This is a genomic window from Zooshikella ganghwensis DSM 15267 (assembly GCF_000428585.1).
Lineage (GTDB): Bacteria > Pseudomonadota > Gammaproteobacteria > Pseudomonadales > Zooshikellaceae > Zooshikella > Zooshikella ganghwensis.
Map to the genome: position 1 here is coordinate 1 of NZ_AUAF01000100.1, position 17,870 is coordinate 17,870.

Below are 17,870 nucleotides of genomic sequence, written 5' to 3' on the forward strand. Positions count from 1 at the left end.
GTGTATCTTCATCTAGCCCAAAAAACTCGCCGATGAGCTCCATTGCAATCACTTCAGGATCAGAAAGGGAAGGCATAGTCCCTCGTTCACGTAATCGCTGGCCTTTAAGTAAATCATTAAAGGTATCATCAACCCAGCAATAAACTGCTATGATAAACTCTTCTACTGACATCCCCTGTCCCTTTGAATTTGTTTCGGCAAAACAAAGGTTGGGGTCAGGGGTTGTCATTTCAAACTAATAAAAGTCGAGCATCGCGTTATACTTAGGTATTATGGATAACATCCATCAGTAAAAAGTAAGCGTTAAAAAAAGCCCTGCTGCATAAGTAGGGCTTTTTTTGTTGAACATGATCAGAGATGGGTGACTGTGATGGGTGTTTGCAGTGTATAGCCTGTTTTGGTTGCGATGGCTGCTAATAAGCTCAGGTGTTATTATTGCGAGAGCGACAATGGAATAGATGCCTGTTATGCCTAAAACAACTCTTTTTTTTCATGATTATGAGACATTTGGTGCAGATCCAGCTCGAGATAGGCCTGTGCAGTTTGCAGGTATTCGTACTGATACTGAGCTGAATGAAATTGACTCACCCTTTGTAGTGTACTGCCAACCAGCAGGAGATACATTGCCCCATCCTGAAGCGTGTTTGGTGACGGGGATTACACCACAGATTGCGCATGCTGAAGGGGTTAATGAGGCAACGTTTGCCCAGTTAATTCATCAACAACTTGCTCGACCTCATACCTGTAACCTAGGGTATAACTCTATCCGTTTTGATGATGAGGTTACGCGGTTTCTATTATATCGTAACTTCTATGATCCTTATGCAAGAGAATGGCAAAATGGCAACTCACGCTGGGATTTGCTGGACGTGGTGCGTTTAACCTATGCCTTACGCCCGGAAGGCATCAACTGGCCAGCTTCTGATGGCACTCCGAGCTTTCGCTTAGAGCATTTATCGGTGGCTAATAATATCTGTCATGAAAACGCACATGATGCTTTGTCCGATGTTCGCGCAACCATTGCCTTAGCGAAGCTTATAAAGTCCTATCAACCACGCTTGTATGACTATGCGTTTTCTCTCCGCCAAAAACGGTTTGTGTTTCAGCAAATAAATCAGGTTCAGCATAAGCCTTTTATTCATGTTTCAGGGATGTTTTCGGCGGCACGAAGCTGTTTAGCGATTGTTGTGCCTATTGCTGTGCACCCGTTGAATAGCAATGGTGTGATTGTGTATGACTTGTCAGTAGACCCTACGCCGCTGCTGGAGATGGATGTTGAGGCAATAAAAGCCCGACTTTTTACTGCGCAAGCTGAGCAAGGTGAAAATCTGGTAAAAATTCCCCTGAAAGTGGTACATGCCAATAAATCACCGATGATTGCCCCCTTAAAAACACTACGAGAAGAGGATATTCAACGCTTAGAAATAGATATGGGGCTATTAAGACAGCACTATGACCTGCTCATAGGTAATCCTCATTACCCCACTGAGCAATTAATAGCCAAAGTACAGCAGGTGTTTGCTGATCCTCCTAAAAGTGACACTCAAGACCCTGAGCTTATGCTTTATAGTGGTGGTTTTTTGCCTCAGGAGGATCGTGAAAAAATGCAGTTGGTCAGGGAAGAGAAACCTGAGCATCTTGCTCACTTAACGCTAAACTTTAAGGACTGGCGACTGGATGACCTGCTGTTTAGGTACCGTGCTCGTAATTATCCAGAGCTGCTGACCGAGGAAGATAGTGCAGAGTGGCTGGCATATCGTCGTCATCGTTTACTGGGCGGGGAAGAGGGCACTTTGACATTGGCAGAACTGTATCAACGGATTGAAAGCTTAAAGCAGGAAGAGTCTGAACCAGATCGCTTACATATTTTAGACCAGTTAGCAGCTTATGGGCGACAGCTAGAAACTGAACTGCAGGGTGCTAATGTTGTGGAAAGTCCGTAATTATTGCCATTGCGAGTGACTTGAGCAAACGCCTATAATGCGCTGCTTGCCAGTGAGGTCTGGCTTGAAAGCAGAAGTTTGATTTGTTTGAGGACATTATGTCACGCACTTATCGGTTAGTTGTAGCCTGCCCTGACAGGGTAGGTATTGTTGCGAAAGTAAGCAGCTTTCTCGCGACTTATAATGGGTCTATCACGGAGGCAAACCATCACTCTGACCCGGTAACGGGCTGGTTTTTTATGCGTCATGAAATCTGCGCTGACTCTTTGCCTTTTGATTTAGATGGTCTGCGTACAGCGTTTGCTCCTATTGCGAAAGAGTTTGGCATGGAGTGGATGATCACTGACTCTGCTGAGCGTAAGCGAGTGGTTTTGATGGCAAGTCATCAGTCACATTGCTTAGTGGATCTTTTGCATCGTTGGCATTCCGGTGAATTACACTGTGATATTCCCTGTGTTATTGCTAACCATGAAGCGTTACGAGGGATTGTTGAGTGGCATGGTATCCCGTATTTTTATGTACCCGTTGATAAAGAAAATAAAGCCAAGTCATTTAATCGCGTGGCACAACTGATTCGTGAGCATGATGCGGATACGATTGTATTAGCGCGTTATATGCAAATACTGCCACCGTCGCTGTGTGAGGAATATGCAGGGCGGATTATTAATATTCACCACAGTTTCCTACCTTCATTTGTAGGTGCCAAGCCATACCATCAAGCCTATGAGCGTGGCGTAAAACTAATTGGTGCAACATGTCACTATGTCACTGAAGAGCTTGATGCAGGTCCAATTATTGAGCAGGATATTATTCGTGTGAGTCATCGCGATAGTATTGAGGATATGATTCGACTGGGTAAAGACTGTGAAAAAAATGCGTTAGCAAGAGGACTTCGCTATCATCTTGAAGACAGGGTTCTAGTGCATAATAATAAAACAGTCGTATTTACCTGATTAAAAGACTGTATCTATACCCTATGAGGGTGCTTACTCTGCCTAGCCTCATATTACCTTTTATGAGGCCTTGCTTTAAGTGTGCTACCGGTGTGTGGCCAGTTTTGCACCACAGAATTTACAGTGTTGTGCATCTCGATCATGTCCTGCCCGTCCACAGTTATGACAACCATGAATGACCTTTTCTCGTCTAAGTTCAACGGCTAACTCTGCTGTGATAATACCTGTGGGTACAGCAATAATTGCGTAGCCTGTAATCATAATCAGTGATGATAACGCTTGGCCTAAGATGGTTTGGGGGGTGATGTCGCCATAACCTACGGTGGTAATGGTAACGATAGACCAATAAATACTTTTTGGAATACTGGTAAAACCATTTTGGGGACCTTCAATCAAGTACATCAGAGACCCAAAAATAGTAACTAAAACCATAACAGAAATTAAAAACACAAAAATTTTGCGGCGGGAAAGTAAAATTGAGCGCATTAATATGTTAGCTTCCCCTAAATAGCGCATTAGTTTTAATATCCGAAAAATCCGCAGTACCCGAAATAATCGAATAATAATTAAAAAGTTGGCTTGGGTAATAAATAAAGCGAAATAACTAGGTAATACAGAGAGCAAGTCAACTAGTCCATAGAAACTTCGTGCATAACGCCAAGGTTTAGGGCAGCAATAAAGTCTTATGATGTACTCGATAGTGAATAATGAGGTAAAAAACCATTCAATGGTTTGAAAAGTGATCTTATATTCTTTTGAGATCGCTTCAACTGAGTCTAAGATGACAGCGGCAACACTGAGCAGGATGGCATAAATCAGGGCGATATCAAAGTACCTACCAGCGGGAGTATCAGTACCAAAGATTACTTCATAAGTTTTTATACGGAACTCATGGTGTTTATCACGGAGTTTTGTCATAGAAAACCCATTGTAGTGAGACTGTATTGGGTAGCAATTATATATAGTATACGCTTAGAAAATGCTATCTAATGACAGCATTACCATTAACTGATGTGAAGTTTTAACTGACGTTTGTTGAGTCGAAGCGGGACTCAGTGGAAAGGGTTAAGTTATTAGTGCTTAACCGGTAATTGATTATTACTACTCGTGATCTTTGGCAAGGAGTGCTTGTAAAATAATCTGAATACGGCGACTGTTAACGGGCTTAGTAAAGAAATCCAGTGCCCCTTGCTTGATAGCATTTACCGCACAGTGGACATCACCAGATTGACCAACCATTAACACAGGTAGTTCATCGTTTAACTGCTGAATATGTTGCAGTAAAGCTGAGCTGTCCATATCGGCTAAAATGGGAGCACTAAAAATACATAATGGAGCTTCGTGATTAAGTTCTGCCAGTAACTGTGCTCCAGAGCTTAGCGTCTTAGCTTCTATATTAAGACGCTGACAGACTTCAGAGATGGTATTTAATGTGTGTCTGTCATTATTGATAATAAACACAGATTTGTTGTATGACATAGCCACATTCATAAAGCTTCAGTATCAGGCCTAAAAAAATATTTTGGTCGTTATCGGGTGAATTGGCTAAGGATTGAATACAATGTCTTGAGTAGCCATAGTGTGGGGTGCGAGCACCTTTAAAGTTCACCTCAATGGGATAATGTAATATAACCCATCATGCTGCTAAGTCTATGGGGTGAGCCTTAAGTACAAAATCTGTAATTTTACTGGCTCATATTCGGGATGTACCTAACAGGTAATATGTGGAAGGGTACCAAGATTAGCCTAAGTACCCTTTAGTGTGTTACTTACAAAGGAGGGACGCAAACCATTGTCGTTAAAGTTCAACCTGATCTTTCACTTGCATCACTTGGCGCACTAGGTGTGCAAGGGATTTAGTACCCATTTTTTCCATAACGCGTGAGCGATGGATTTCGACGGTGCGCTGACTCAAGTTGATATCGGCAGCGATGACTTTATTGGCTTTTCCTTCAACAACATGCTTAAGCACTTCACGCTCGCGTTCGGTCAGTGTGGCAAGTCGTTTTAATATTTCTTTGTGTTCCAGTAACTCTTTCCGCTGTTCACTGTCCAGCTTAAGACCATCATTAATAAGGTCCAGTAGCTCCTGGTCACGAAAAGGCTTTTGGATAAAGTTCATTGCACCATCTTTAATGGCTTGCACAGCCATTTGTACATCACCATGTCCAGTAATGAAAATGATGGGTAGAATACAGTGCATTTCGTTTAACTTGCTTTGTAGTTCTAAACCACTCATGCCTGGCATCCGAATATCAAGCACGATACAGCCTGGACGATTTTCGTCATAGGATGCTAGAAACTCAGCAGGGGATGCAAACACTTCAACACGTTGCCCCACTGATTGCATTAACAGTTTTAATGAGTCTCTAACGGCCTCATCATCATCAATAATAAAAACAGTGGGTTCCTGCTCTTGCATATTCTCTCCGATCGAATTAATGCACAAACGTTGGCAAAGTAATAAAAAATGTTGCCCCGACACTGGGGTTAGCTTTATAGCTAAGTTTGCCACCGTGTGAGGAAATAATCGAGTGGCTAATTGTGAGGCCAATTCCTAATCCATTGCTTTTCGTCGAAAAAAATGGATTAAATAAGTAATCTTCGCCACCTTTAGGTAAACCACGGCCTGTGTCTTGTACTGCAATCTCTACCCAGTCAGGCGACAGTTGGTGAGTACTGATGGTTATACCTGAAGAGATATCTTTTGAGTCGGCCATAGCCTCAACTGCATTATGTATTAAATTCAGTAATGCTTGTTGTAACAGTATAGGGTCAACCTTAAGTTGTGGGCTAGTTTTACTTAACTGCAAGTGTAGGGGAATTTTTCGGTGTCCACAATCAAGTTGCGCAAGGCTAATAGCTTCAGTAACGAGTTGATTACAGCTAACGATGTGTGTATTGGTGGCTGCTTTACCAATAAAACCGCGTAAATGACTAATGACTTGGCTTGCGCGTTCGGTTTGTGAGGTGATTTTAGTAAGACACTCTACAACTTGTGGGCTAGGAGGCTGGTGAGCATTTTGGTGGAGTAATCGTTGACAGGCTTGAGCGTAGCTACTAATTGCGGCCAGTGGTTGATTAATTTCATGGGCGATGCCTGCGGCCATTTCTCCCATGGTGCTTAAGCGAGTCGCCTCCATCAACTTTTCTCGTTGCAACTGGAGCTGATGGTCTTTTTCTTCCAGCTGTTGCTGGATTAAAAACTCATCAGTAATGTCACGGATTGTCGCAATAAAAACAGATTCCTGTTCAGCATTTAATGACAGTGCTTTCCAGTAAGCATCGAGGATAAGCTGACTGTCCCCACGTGCTGCACGCCATACAAATTGTTGAGCGTCATCAGATGCAGCTGCATCACAGTAGCGTTTTAATGCTGTTGAGGAGGGTTCGCCAGTAGGTTGCTGTGGGGCACTGAAGCTTAACAGTGACTTTCCAATAAGCTCATCCCGTTCTGCACGAAAAATGTGGCTAGAGGACTCATTACACTCAAGGATCGTATGGTGTTTATCACAGACGATAACTCCCTGACTGGAAGAGTGGAATAAAATACGGAATTTCTGTTCATTATTATGCAGTGTTTGCATGATGGCGTTAATGCGGCGCTGATACAGGCGCACACCAAGGACCAGTAGCACCACAGTGACGACACCTAATAATAGGCTTGCCTGTAAAAAAGAAGTTGTCAGGTCACTCAAGTCAATCAGCCCAACTAAGCTTAAATTGTGCTGCTGCAGTGGCAGGTAGCTAATAATGTACTGTTTATTGTTGTCTGAAATTTGAGTCGTTTGTAGTCGGTTATGAATCAGGCGCTGTAAACCTGTTTTCAGTGCTGGTGAGAGTGTTTCACCACTAAAATAGCGTAATTCCTGCTCATCTGTTTGCTCAAGCAGAAATATTTGCTCGCCTTCACGCAACTGGTTGAATGTTTGTTGAATCGCAAGGATCGTTTTATCTGAGTGGGGGGAGGTGGTTTCGTCACTTGTTTGTGATGGCTGTGGCGGCTCAGAGGATGAAGCCGTTAACCGCTCAAGCAACATTGCTTGAGATTTAAGCATATTTTGTAGGTGTTGTTTTTGCTCATCAATGACAATGCCATGGAGTGTGGTAATAGTGACAACTTCCATCACGACAACAATACAGCACATGATAGCAATGACGCTGAAGAGTTTACGGAAAAGTGGGTGAGACTGATGGTCAGTTGTGGAAGAAAAAAATTGACCTGATGCTGCAGAGGTATGGGGGCTGCAGTTATTGGAATTCTGTGAAGCGAGAGAAGCGGGCTTATCCATTCATACCTTTTCCTTGCCAGGGACTGTTAGCAGACCCTCATTTTATTAGCATTGAGACTGCGACGAATGTGTGTGTCCAGTAATGATTATTCTAGGAGGTGTACCACTAAGCACTAAATACGAGCAATTACCGTCAGGCTTACGATAATTACTTATAGGGTCAGTATGGCTGGATAGGAATTGAGCGATGAACGTATCAACTGAAAATGATTTGCAGCGCCTTGCTGAACAGATTTGCCAGGAAATCAGCTCAAACCTGACTGATGGTGCAAGCCAAATAGCGCGTCAAACCCTAATGGCTTTAGCTGATTTTTGCTGTCTTGCTGACCGTTTACCTGATAAGCAGCTTGCTCAGCAGATGGTTGCTAACCTGGCAAGCCAGCTTAAGTCTGTTCGTCCCTGCATGGGTGCAATATCAGGTTTAATTGGTTGCTGGCAGGAGCGAATAACTTCTCTAACAGACTTACGTCAGGCTTCTGCTGTCGCTCTGGAGTTGGTGGACTACTCTCATAACGCAGTTCAAGAAGCGGTGGAGCTGTTACAAACCGTACTGCCTCGCTCGGGGACCTTGCTAACTCATAGTTATAGCTCAACTATTAAGCAGTTATTAGCGCAGTTATCAACAGATAACTACCGTATTATTTGTACTGAATCGAGACCTGGTAACGAAGGGAGACGATTGGCTGCTTATGCGTCAGCACTAGGGATAGCATGTACCTATATTACTGAAGCTCAAGTAGGGATTGTTATGCCAAAGGTTAATGCTGTTGTTTTAGGTGCTGACTGTATTCTTGCTGATGGCAGTGTAGTGAATAAAAGTGGAAGTTATTTATTAGCACTGGCGGCTAAAGCACATCAACGACCAGTATATGTGGTCTGTGAAAGCTTTAAACAGCAGGTGCTTACAGCTGAAGCGTTGACATTAGAGCAACATGCACCAGAAGAATTGGAGTTGCCTCTGCTACCCGGTGTTGATGTGCTGAATCAGTATTTTGAGGTGGTGCCTGCTGAGTTAATTACAGATATTGTGACAGAAAAAGACTTGAACTTATCAGATCATTAGTCGCTTTAGCCTAGCCTGTGACAGAAAGAGATATTATTACCCCTTTCTGTATTGTTTTTGGCTAGCATTTCGTCTTTAAGTGAGAACTAGCTTTTCTGTAAATTATGAGGGGATAGCATATTTTCCGGTTTTAACACTTCTGCTAGCTGTTCCTCAGCGATTAACCCTTCTTCTTTTACTAAATCAACAACACGCCTTCCTGTTGCCAGAGCTTGCTTGGCGATACGGCTGGCATTTTCATAACCAATATAGGGGTTTAATGCTGTAACAATACCAATACTGTTGTCGACGTAGTCTCTGCAACGCTCTTTATTGGCTGTGATACCTTTAATACACTTTTCACTGAGCATTATTGTTGCGTTGGTTAGCTCTTGTATTGACTCAAGCATTTTATAAGCAATGACAGGCTCCATGACGTTGAGCTGAAGCTGGCCAGCTTCAGCAGCCATGCTGACACAAAGGTCATTACCAATCACGTTGTAGGCAACTTGGTTAACGGCTTCAGGAATGACAGGATTTACTTTGCCGGGCATGATTGAGGAGCCAGGTTGCATTTGTGGCAGGTTGATCTCATTCAGTCCTGCAGTCGGCCCACTACTTAATAGGCGTAAATCGTTGCATATTTTTGATAATTTAATCGCAAAGCGTTTTAACATACTGGAAAATAAAACAAACGCGCCCATGTCAGAGGTTGCTTCTACCAAGTCAGAAGCCTGGCATAAATCGATACAGGCAATGCGTGACAGATGCTCGATAGCGATTCGCCCGTAGGACTGATCGGCGTTAATACCTGTACCAATGGCGGTACCACCTAAATTAACTTCTTTGAATAGGTCGGCTAACCATTTAATACGCTCAACATCTTCACCAATAGTTGTCGCATAAGCATTGAACTCCAACCCCAGTGTCATTGGAACTGCGTCTTGTAGCTGGGTCCGCCCCATTTTTATGACATCAGCAAATTCAGTTGCTTTTTCTTTTAGGCATCGTTGTAACTGTTGGGCTGCAATCACTAGTTCACTGTGCTTTAGAATGATGGCCATACGTACAGCTGTTGGATAGACATCGTTGGTGGATTGACTCATATTGACATCATTGTTGGGATGCAGGTGCTGGTACTCACCTTTTTGATGACCCAATACTTCCAAGGCACGATTAGCGATGACCTCATTGGCATTCATGTTGGTCGAGGTGCCTGCGCCACCTTGAATAACATCAACAAGAAAATGTTCATGTAAATGCCCTGCAATAATCTCATCACAGGCTTGGCAAATGGCATCTGTCTTTTGTTGAGAGAGTTGTTTTAATTCGACATTGGTTTTTGCAGCCGCTTTTTTAACCATTGCTAATGCGGTTACAAGTGTAGGAAAAAGATTGATCGATACACCTGTAATTTGGAAGTTTTCAATTGCCCGCTGAGTTTGGATGCCATAGTAGGCATTGACTGGAACGTCTTTTTCACCCAGTAAATCTTTTTCTTTACGGAACTGCACATTACTGCTGTTTGGCGATTTATTCAGCATGGTTACCCCTTGTTCACTGCGCTCAGGTTAGTACTTAGGTTATTGGTTGAGCGTGAAAGTGGTAATAGTTTGCGTGTGGATAATACAGAAAACAATAAGGGCAATAACGGATAACCAGAATGATGCCAGCGCTTTGTGAGAATGTATATTGCAAAATATTATAAGAATGCTAGGGTAAGCTGTTAAGTGATTATAGATCACTGTATTTTAAAAATTTATAAAAGGCAGAAGCTTTATAAAGTGTAACCATGACATGTTGACTGACGTATCTAGCCACCAGAAAAAAGTACAAAGTACTAAATAATAAAAGGCTGCTCATGGCGTGTTATATGTGGTGACTTTTTAAGCTTTTTAAAGTTACTTGGCGTGTTTTTAATTAGGTGAAGTAAGGGAGTAAAAAATGATAAAACGTCTCGCGTTGGCCTTTGTGGTTTCAGCTGTAGCATCAACAGCAGTTGTAGCCAAAGAGTGGAAAACGGTTCGCTTTGGTGTAGAAGGGGCATTCCCCCCTTTTAGTGAAACAGCACCTGATGGTTCTATCATAGGCTTTGATATAGATATTGCAAATGCCCTATGCGCAGCAATGCAAGCAAAATGTGTATTAGTGCCTCAGGACTGGGACGGTATGATTCCTGCGCTGATGGCTAGAAAATACGATGCCATTATTGCCTCTATGTCGATTACTGAAGAGCGTAAGCGTAAAGTGGATTTTACTAATAAGTACTACCACACACCGGCTCGTTTTGTGCGGAAAAAAGGTAGTAATATTGAAATCAACGAAGCCAGCTTAAAAGGTAAGACAATTGGCGTACTTCGTTCCAGTACTTTTGATAGCTATATTTCTGATAAGTATCAGGGGGTGGTCAATATCAAACGATATAGCACACAAGATGAAGTCTATCTGGATATGAAAGCAGGGCGATTAGATTTAGTTTTAGGTGATTCAATTCCCTTACAAGATGGTTTTCTGAATAAAGCCGGAGGCGATAAGTTTGAGTTTGTAGGCCCGAAAATTACCGATAAAAAATGGTTTGGTGAAGGTATGGGGATTGCGGTTCGTAAAAGGGACAAAGACTTAAAAGATAAACTTAATGCTGCTATAGCTAAGATTCGAAAAGAGGGCGTCTACGATACCGTACAGAAAAAATATTTTGATTTTGATATTTATGGTGACTAATTACTTATGTTAGTTCACAAAGGCTGCTGTTGATAGCAGCCTTTTTACTAGAAGAGATTGAAGATTGATGTATAATGAGAATGATTCTCATTTGTATCAATGGCGTAGGAGGCTATGATGCGCATTAATCTTCAACAAATGGATATCTGGCTAGGTAAACATTGGGTATTGATTTCTTCACTGTTAAGCATGTTAGTGTGTTGGATATTCCTACTCTCAGTCGCTTAGCACAGTGGCCTAGCACAGTCGTTTAGCCAAATAAATTTTTTATCGTAGGTCGTGCTTTCAAGATCAACAGGCATATTGATCAATGTTGAGAAGATGTTGGGCACAGTCCATGAAGTACAATTTCCTGGTATGTAATGATGCCAATAACCTGTCCTTTTTGGATAACAGGTGCTGTGGACAGGCCAAAGCGATCAAAGAGTCTTGAGCAATAGCGAATATCCATATCGGGATCTACGCAAAGTACGGGTTTAGACATTATTTCGTAAACATTGACGCGCTCAGGTGCTCGATCCTTAGCGAGTACATTTTTAGCGATATCTGCTAACACAACAATTCCGTACTCATCATTCTCATGCCGCTTTTCTACGATTAGAGTATGTGCATCTGCCTGTCGTAAACTATCAATTGCCTCTTGAACCGTTTTTAGCCCATTAATTTTGAGAAAATTGTCTTTCATGATATCTCGAACACGAATGAGTTTGGGCTTGCTCATAATGCTTGCTCTACTTTATTAGTCAGTTCATCAATTTGGTGGGTGACACCTACAGCATCTTCAACATCTAACTGAATTGCGATACCTGTGCCTGGTGAGGTGTCAAACTCTCCAGCAATAGCAATTTGTTCAAGAATTTTGCGGCTCAAATGTTCTTCAACCAGAAACAATAGAACATCCCGCTGTGTTTCAAGAGATAACCCTAGAAAGGTTTTAGCGCCTGACAGTCCTTCACCACGAGCATTGTTAATCAGTGTTGAGCCTGTGGCTCCTGCACCTCGGGCTGCTTCCATAACCGCATTTGTCTTTGAGTCATCGACAAATGCAACAATTAATTTAAAGTGCATTATTCAGCTCCGTGCTTACTCTGTTTTTTCAGATTTACGTTTAATCCAATAGTCTACAAGTTGAGCGTAAGCCATTACTGTCATCATGGGAAATAAACTGGCAAATGCAATAAGGCCAAATCCATCCATCAGTGGACTTCGGCCTGGAACGGTTTCTGCCAGGCCTAAGCCTAGAGCCGTAACCAAGGGGACGGTCACGGTGGAAGTGGTAACTCCACCTGAATCATAGGCTAAAGGAATGATGAGTTTAGGGGCAAAGTAGGTTTGTATTATGACAATGATATACCCAGCGATAATAAAATAGTGGATAGGCAATCCCGTCACAATACGATATGTGCCTAAGCCAATACCCAGTGCTACGCCAATTGCCACTGCGATGCGTAGGCTCCAGGCGTTAATTCCTCCTCCTGAAACTTCGCTGGCTTTTATGGCAACAGCCATCAAGGAGGGTTCAGCAATGGTGGTACTAAAACCAATAGCAATGGCAAAAAGGTAGACCCAATAATAGTCAGTCCATGACAAGGTAGTGTTACTGCCCATGTCCGGTGCAAGAAAATCAATCGCAGTTAACTGTTTGGCCATGAGCTCGCCTAATGGAAACAGGGCTTGCTCTAAGCCAATCAGAAAAAGTGTTAGACCAATAATAACGTAAATAAAGCCAATTAATACCCGGCGTAAGTTAGGGATTGGACGTCGTATAACAAAATAGTGTAGCCCGAACAAAATTGCTGCGATTGGGAGTACATCTCGGATCGTTGCAAAAAAGGTAAGAAAAAACTCTGTTAACCAAGCCATTGCACTACCATACCAAAGATCATGACAAAAATAATAGGAAAAAGGGATGCAAATGCGATAAGTCCAAAGCCATCAATGAGTGGATTTCGGCCTTTTATTGCAGACGCTAAGCCAACGCCTAGAGCAGTTACCAGTGGTACAGTAATTGTTGAGGTTGTCACGCCACCTGAGTCATAAGCAATACCAATAATTTCTTTCGGAGCTATTAATGTTATCAAGGTAACTAAAGCGTAGCCTGCAATAATTAAATAATGTAAAGGCCAGTTTCGTAATATTCTCAGTACGCCAACCATAATGGCCAGGCCAACAGATAGCGCGACAGTAAAGCGTAGTCCATAGGCATAATTTTCTTGAGCTTGCTGAGTCATTGCTATGACACCTCCTTCCGCAGCAACTTCAGCTGCTTCTTCACAAACGGAGATCAGCGCAGGTTCGGCAATAGTAGTGCCAAAGCCCAACGCGAAGGCGAATGAAAACAGCAATGTTAAGCTGCCTTTATACGCAAGTGCTTTGGCCATGGTTTCACCAATGGGAAACAAGCCTGTTTCTAGTCCGTGAATAAAGAGTGTGAGGCCTAACAGTACACAAAATAAGCCGCCCAATAGCTGCCAAAAGTGAGGAATAGGTTGCTGCAGTACAATGACTTGAAAAAAAGTGACAACGATAAGAATAGGGGCGAGGTCGCGTAAGCTGCTAAGGGTAGATTTGAAAAGTGCAACGAGTCCCGTATACAGCATAAATTGTCCTGATATGCTTAATATGTCGTAGTTATTGCGATATATCCTAACAAAATTATACCTGCCATCATATGACTGTAGCAAAATGATGATGTTGGCTTTTTAGTTTTCAAATAAATAAGTAGAGCAATTCCGTTTTTTGAAGGACGTTTTTGTTTTTTGATAAAAATGTTTTGGTGGGGTGTTTAGCCGATTGGTTGAAAGCAAACACGTTCAACCAATCTAGGGCCTGTTAACTCTATTTGAATATCACTGTTATGACGGTAAAAGCACTCATCTCGGCGCGAAGGGTGAAGTTTAGTGGTTCTAAATGAACAATGAGCAACAACGAGTAGTGCTTTTACCGTCATAACCCTTCGGGCAGTGGTGATTAAAATAGTGTTAACAGGCCCTAGTCGTATTATAAATCGACTACAGGGTGTTTTCAGTATTGATGGAATCGGCTTTAGGTTGAGTACTATTTGTATCTGAAGTGGCAGCAGTAGCACTTCCATCTGAGTAGATTTCGAGGTTCAGCTCTTGCTCGCTTTTGCTAATCAATGTAGTAACCATTAAGTCACCACTGACATTGACCATGGTTCTGGCCATATCCAAGATACGATCAATACCGGCAATGAGAGCAACACCTTCTACGGGTAAACCTACAGTCGTTAGCACCAAGGTGAGCATAATTAAACCTGCGCCTGGAACGCCGGCTGTACCTATGGAGGCTAGGGTGGCTGTCGTGATAATGGTTAAGTAGTCAGCAAGGCTGAGATCAATACCAAATGCTTGAGCAACAAATAGTGCGGTGACACCCTGGTAAAGTGCTGTACCGTCCATGTTAATGGTGGCACCTAACGGTAATACAAAGCTGGAGATAGATTTGGGAACACCTAGCTTTTCTTCACTACAGCGTAAGCTAACGGGCAGTGTGCCTGAGCTGCTGGAGCTGGTAAAGGCAATGGACTGCGCATCAATGATTTTCTTGAAAAAGATCGCTGGGTTTAAGCGGCCTATAAGACTAATAAAGAGACCATAACAGCCATAAATATGTAAAGCACAGCCAATGTAGACAGCTACGATAACAATCATCAGCTTTTCCAGCACAGCTAATCCATAACTACCTGCAATTGATGCCATCAATGCAAATACACCATAAGGCGCCAGTGTCATGACTAAGCTTGTAAGCTTGTACATTGCTTCGGCCAAGCTAGTAAATACGGCAACAGCAGGCTTGCTTTTTTCGCCAATGAGGTTTAATGCTACACCTAAGGCGGCTGCAAAAACGATAATTTGTAGAATTTTGCCAGAGGCCAGCGCTGCTAAGGGGTTTTGAGGTACAATGCTGACCAGGGTGTTAATAAAAGAGGGGGCTTCTTTGGTCGCTGCCTGTTCTTTTGCGACAAGATCCATACCTGCACCAGGCTCGAACAAGGTGCCAATCAATAAACCTAATGAAATAGCAATAGCTGTACTAATCAGATAAAACGCAATCGCTTTAATGCCAATGCGACCCATTTTTTGGGAGTCTTTGATTGAAGTAACGCCAACGATTAATGAGCAAAATACCAAAGGTACAATGAGCATTTTTATTGCGTTAACAAACAAGGTACCAATAGGCTTCAGCACTGTGGCAGAAGGACCTAGTACAATGCCAACGACAATCCCTAATGCCATACCTGCCACTATTTGTTGCCAAAGGGCAAGTCTGCGCCAGATACGCCAGGGAGTAAGCAGGGTGTGTAATGTTGCCGACATAGGCTACTCCAGTTGTTTGCTCTCAATGTATCTGTGCTTTTGGTATTTCATGTGAAGAATTTTTAGGTGGGCAGTCGGTGTGCGACACATTCGCTATAAGTATTTCCTGTAATTAAGTGACAAAGAAATAGGTATAAAGCACGTTGTGTGAGACAGCCCCCTAAAAATAATTCGCTAATGAACAAGCACAAAATAAAAAATTTGGTGAGTTATTAACCAGCGCAATAGTAAGGGTTAATGGCCAAAGTGCTGGCTGATACACATCAAAAAAACATGATTCAAGGGAGTTGAGGGTAGAAAGTCAAGTGCAAACTTAGATTTAACGTATTGATTAAGAAAAGTTTTATTAGGAGAAAAGCAATCAGTAGCTGAATACGTTAAAAAATAACAGATTAGTATTATGGCTAATTAAGATAAGCTGGATAAGTGAGAGTAGCGGTATTTTAGGTTAAGTAAAGTAGAAAACGACTGCTTGGAATTGGTAGCGGGGGCTGGATTTGAACCAACGACCTTCGGGTTATGAGCCCGACGAGCTACCATGCTGCTCCACCCCGCATCAAAATTACTACTTTATAGGTACTTAAACATGCTTTTACTAAGGCTATAGTAACTACAGTTTACAATATAAAGTTAGTTAGTACTGGTAGCGGGGGCTGGATTTGAACCAACGACCTTCGGGTTATGAGCCCGACGAGCTACCATGCTGCTCCACCCCGCACCAAATTGAGTTGCGTATTATAGGTAGAAAAAAACTGTCGTCAACCTTTTTTATTCACTTTGTCTTAAATTATATATAGGTCTGTCAAATTTGAGTCTGATATTGGCTGAAAGATGATGGTTAATGGCAAGAGAACAGTGGGACTTCTATACTCTCGGATAAAGTAAACTGAAAGAGAGAGATGCCTAAATAGGTTATTTTCCATGGAAGGACGAATGAATCTGCTGTATGCAAGTATGGCTGTTATAGCCTTACTGGCTACGGGTATTCACATTTATAGCCATGAAAGCTCTGCTTGGCACACTCAACAAATGGAATCTATCAGAGGGCTGGAGCGCTATATTTCCGAGCTAACCGCTCAGATTGTGATAATTCAATCATCAAGCTTTAGTCATAAAACGCAGTATAATCAGTTGCTTAACAATTTTGGTTCTGAGCTGAGGCGTTATTTACAAGTAGCGCCGACTAGTTTTTTTTTCAAGGGGAATCTGTTCAGCAGTTTGAGGACCTTTCATCATCATTACAAGCCTTACATGAAGACTTTTCGGCTTACCTTTCGCTAATTGATGAGTTAACTCATGCCTCTTTACAAATTCATAAAATTAACCAGCAGTATTTAAAAGACAGTTACGAAGTGTCATTTCATGCTTCTGAGTTAGCAAGTATGCTGCCCGCTTATAAATTTGGGCATCAGGCTAACATTCAGTCAAGGATTGATCAAAAAGTGGCAGTAATGAAAAGTATTGCTGGGGAAACAAAGTTTAGAGCTTGGCAACGGCCAATCGCTGTATTTTTGAATTACGCTCATTTCGTTTTAGGTAATACGGCAACAGCTGATCGTTTTTTGAATCGATTAGTCACTAATCAGTCTTCTAAATTAATCATTGATGTCATTAACTATCATGAAAAAGAAATTTATCGGAATCAGCTGCGTGAAGTAATAACGTTTATGCTGTTTTTTTTAGTAATTTTTATCTCAATAATGGTAATTGTATACTCAAAAAATAAAGTACTGAGAAAACAAACGGTATTAGCACAACGGGCAACTCAAGCTAAAAGTGATTTTCTTGCTAATATGAGTCATGAAATTCGTACACCAATGAATGCGATTATTGGATTTATGGAGCTGGCTTTGCCATTGGCTGCAAATACTAAACAGCGAGATTACCTGGAGAAAGTAAAGACCGCATCAGATGCATTACTGTTTTTAATAAATGATATTCTTGATTTTTCGAAAGTTGAAGCAGGAAAATTAGAAATCGAGCAGACGCCTTTTGACCTGAATGAGCGATTAGATTTACTGTGCAGTATGTTTGCTGATGTTTCTTTAACAAAAAAAATTGAGATGGTTGTGCATAATGCAACACACTTGGAAAAATGGTTACGAGGAGATCCGCTCAGGCTTTCTCAAATACTCATTAATTTAACCAGTAATGCCATTAAATTTACTGAAAAAGGATAAATTCTGGTTGTTGTTAAGTGCATAGAGCACGAGGGGGATAATAACCAAATGGTTTGGCTTCAGTTTGAGGTCAAAGATACAGGTATTGGTATAAGCGAAGAACAACAACAACGCTTGTTTGAAGCGTTTAATCAAGCAGATAACTCGACAACGCGAAATTATGGGGGAACAGGTCTAGGGCTTACTATTTGTAAACAGTTAACAGAACTAATGGGGGGAGAAATAACAGTAAAAAGTCTGCTTGGTAAGGGGAGTACATTTATTAATAAATAAAAACCACGTCCTATGGGCGTGGTCATCGTCAGCGAAAGGCTATGCCTGAATGATCTGCTCATGGTATTCGTTTACTTGGTTATCCCCATAACTGAGTAAAGGAAAGACACATGAGCAGATTTGAAA

16 protein-coding genes, 2 tRNA genes and 1 pseudogene are annotated in these 17,870 nt (G+C 42.0%); 6 read left to right on the plus strand and 13 right to left on the minus strand.

Features of this window, described 5'->3' with window-relative positions; genetic code table 11:
• A pseudogene (locus tag F607_RS30385) lies at positions 1-172 on the minus strand (IS982 family transposase); the annotation flags it as partial.
• A 295-nt stretch (positions 173-467) separates the two neighbouring features.
• Between F607_RS30385 and sbcB the strand changes: the two are divergent.
• Both sbcB and purU read left to right on the plus strand, forming a co-directional pair.
• Entirely contained in the window at positions 468-1,943 is a 1,476-nt protein-coding gene (sbcB, locus tag F607_RS30390) for an exodeoxyribonuclease I (RefSeq protein WP_038291785.1), read from the plus strand.
• Positions 1,944-2,041: 98 nt separating this feature from the next.
• Positions 2,042-2,896, plus strand: coding sequence for a formyltetrahydrofolate deformylase (gene purU / locus F607_RS0118255; protein WP_038291783.1), 855 nt, complete (start codon positions 2,042-2,044; stop codon positions 2,894-2,896).
• An 84-nt stretch (positions 2,897-2,980) separates the two neighbouring features.
• Here purU and F607_RS0118260 read toward each other — a convergent pair whose 3' ends face one another.
• The 4 genes from F607_RS0118260 to F607_RS32995 all read right to left on the minus strand — a co-directional run bounded on the left by F607_RS0118260 (position 2,981) and on the right by F607_RS32995 (position 7,188).
• Complete coding sequence (locus F607_RS0118260; RefSeq protein WP_027709246.1) at positions 2,981-3,814, minus strand: ion transporter; 834 nt, start codon at positions 3,812-3,814, stop codon at positions 2,981-2,983.
• A 183-nt stretch (positions 3,815-3,997) separates the two neighbouring features.
• The gene (locus tag F607_RS0118265) at positions 3,998-4,375 is read right to left on the minus strand and encodes a response regulator (protein ID WP_169719818.1); all 378 of its coding nucleotides are present in this window, start codon (positions 4,373-4,375) and stop codon (positions 3,998-4,000) included.
• Between the two features lie 319 nt (positions 4,376-4,694).
• Positions 4,695-5,318: a response regulator transcription factor gene (locus tag F607_RS0118270; protein WP_027709248.1), complete on the minus strand. Its 624-nt coding sequence runs from the start codon at positions 5,316-5,318 to the stop codon at positions 4,695-4,697.
• A gap of 16 nt (positions 5,319-5,334) precedes the next feature.
• Complete coding sequence (locus F607_RS32995) at positions 5,335-7,188, minus strand: PAS domain-containing sensor histidine kinase (protein ID WP_051311615.1); 1,854 nt, start codon at positions 7,186-7,188, stop codon at positions 5,335-5,337.
• A gap of 187 nt (positions 7,189-7,375) precedes the next feature.
• Here F607_RS32995 and F607_RS0118280 point away from each other — a divergent pair, with 187 nt between their 5' ends.
• On the plus strand, positions 7,376-8,251 hold the full coding sequence (locus F607_RS0118280) for an eIF2B alpha/beta/delta subunit family protein (protein WP_027709249.1): 876 nt from the start codon (positions 7,376-7,378) through the stop codon (positions 8,249-8,251).
• A gap of 86 nt (positions 8,252-8,337) precedes the next feature.
• Here the strand turns inward: F607_RS0118280 and aspA are convergent, their stop codons facing one another.
• Positions 8,338-9,774 carry an aspartate ammonia-lyase gene (gene aspA, locus F607_RS0118285; RefSeq protein WP_038291784.1) on the minus strand — a complete coding sequence of 479 codons (1,437 nt, stop codon included), beginning with the start codon at positions 9,772-9,774 and terminating at the stop codon, positions 8,338-8,340.
• Positions 9,775-10,174: 400 nt separating this feature from the next.
• Between aspA and F607_RS0118290 the strand changes: the two genes are divergently transcribed.
• Positions 10,175-10,951 carry an ABC transporter substrate-binding protein gene (locus F607_RS0118290; protein WP_157365523.1) on the plus strand — a complete coding sequence of 259 codons (777 nt, stop codon included), beginning with the start codon at positions 10,175-10,177 and terminating at the stop codon, positions 10,949-10,951.
• Between the two features lie 307 nt (positions 10,952-11,258).
• Here the strand turns inward: F607_RS0118290 and F607_RS0118295 are convergent, their stop codons facing one another.
• From F607_RS0118295 to F607_RS0118325, 7 genes are all read right to left on the minus strand, one after another.
• Positions 11,259-11,672, minus strand: a complete 414-nt coding sequence (locus F607_RS0118295; protein ID WP_027709252.1) for a CBS domain-containing protein — start codon at positions 11,670-11,672, stop codon at positions 11,259-11,261.
• Complete coding sequence (locus F607_RS0118300) at positions 11,669-12,019, minus strand: P-II family nitrogen regulator (RefSeq protein WP_027709253.1); 351 nt, start codon at positions 12,017-12,019, stop codon at positions 11,669-11,671. The genes F607_RS0118295 and F607_RS0118300 overlap by 4 nt, the downstream gene beginning before the upstream one ends.
• A 15-nt stretch (positions 12,020-12,034) precedes the next feature.
• Positions 12,035-12,814, minus strand: a complete 780-nt coding sequence (locus tag F607_RS0118305; protein WP_027709254.1) for a DUF1538 domain-containing protein — start codon at positions 12,812-12,814, stop codon at positions 12,035-12,037.
• Entirely contained in the window at positions 12,802-13,551 is a 750-nt protein-coding gene (locus F607_RS0118310) for a DUF1538 domain-containing protein (protein ID WP_027709255.1), read from the minus strand. Before F607_RS0118310 ends, F607_RS0118305 begins: the two co-directional genes overlap by 13 nt.
• Before the next feature lie 411 nt (positions 13,552-13,962).
• Positions 13,963-15,291, minus strand: coding sequence for a dicarboxylate/amino acid:cation symporter (locus F607_RS0118315; RefSeq protein ID WP_027709256.1), 1,329 nt, complete (start codon positions 15,289-15,291; stop codon positions 13,963-13,965).
• 479 nt (positions 15,292-15,770) lie between these two features.
• Positions 15,771-15,847, minus strand: a tRNA-Met gene (locus tag F607_RS0118320).
• 85 nt (positions 15,848-15,932) lie between these two features.
• A tRNA-Met gene (locus F607_RS0118325) sits at positions 15,933-16,009 on the minus strand.
• A 634-nt stretch (positions 16,010-16,643) separates the two neighbouring features.
• Between F607_RS0118325 and F607_RS0118335 the strand changes: the two genes are divergently transcribed.
• Both F607_RS0118335 and F607_RS0118340 read left to right on the plus strand, forming a co-directional pair.
• A complete protein-coding gene (locus F607_RS0118335; RefSeq protein ID WP_027709258.1) occupies positions 16,644-17,471 on the plus strand; it encodes a sensor histidine kinase in 828 nt (275 codons plus the stop codon).
• 48 nt (positions 17,472-17,519) lie between these two features.
• Positions 17,520-17,744 carry an ATP-binding protein gene (locus F607_RS0118340; protein ID WP_027709259.1) on the plus strand — a complete coding sequence of 75 codons (225 nt, stop codon included), beginning with the start codon at positions 17,520-17,522 and terminating at the stop codon, positions 17,742-17,744.
• The last annotated feature ends 126 nt before the right edge of the window (positions 17,745-17,870 follow it).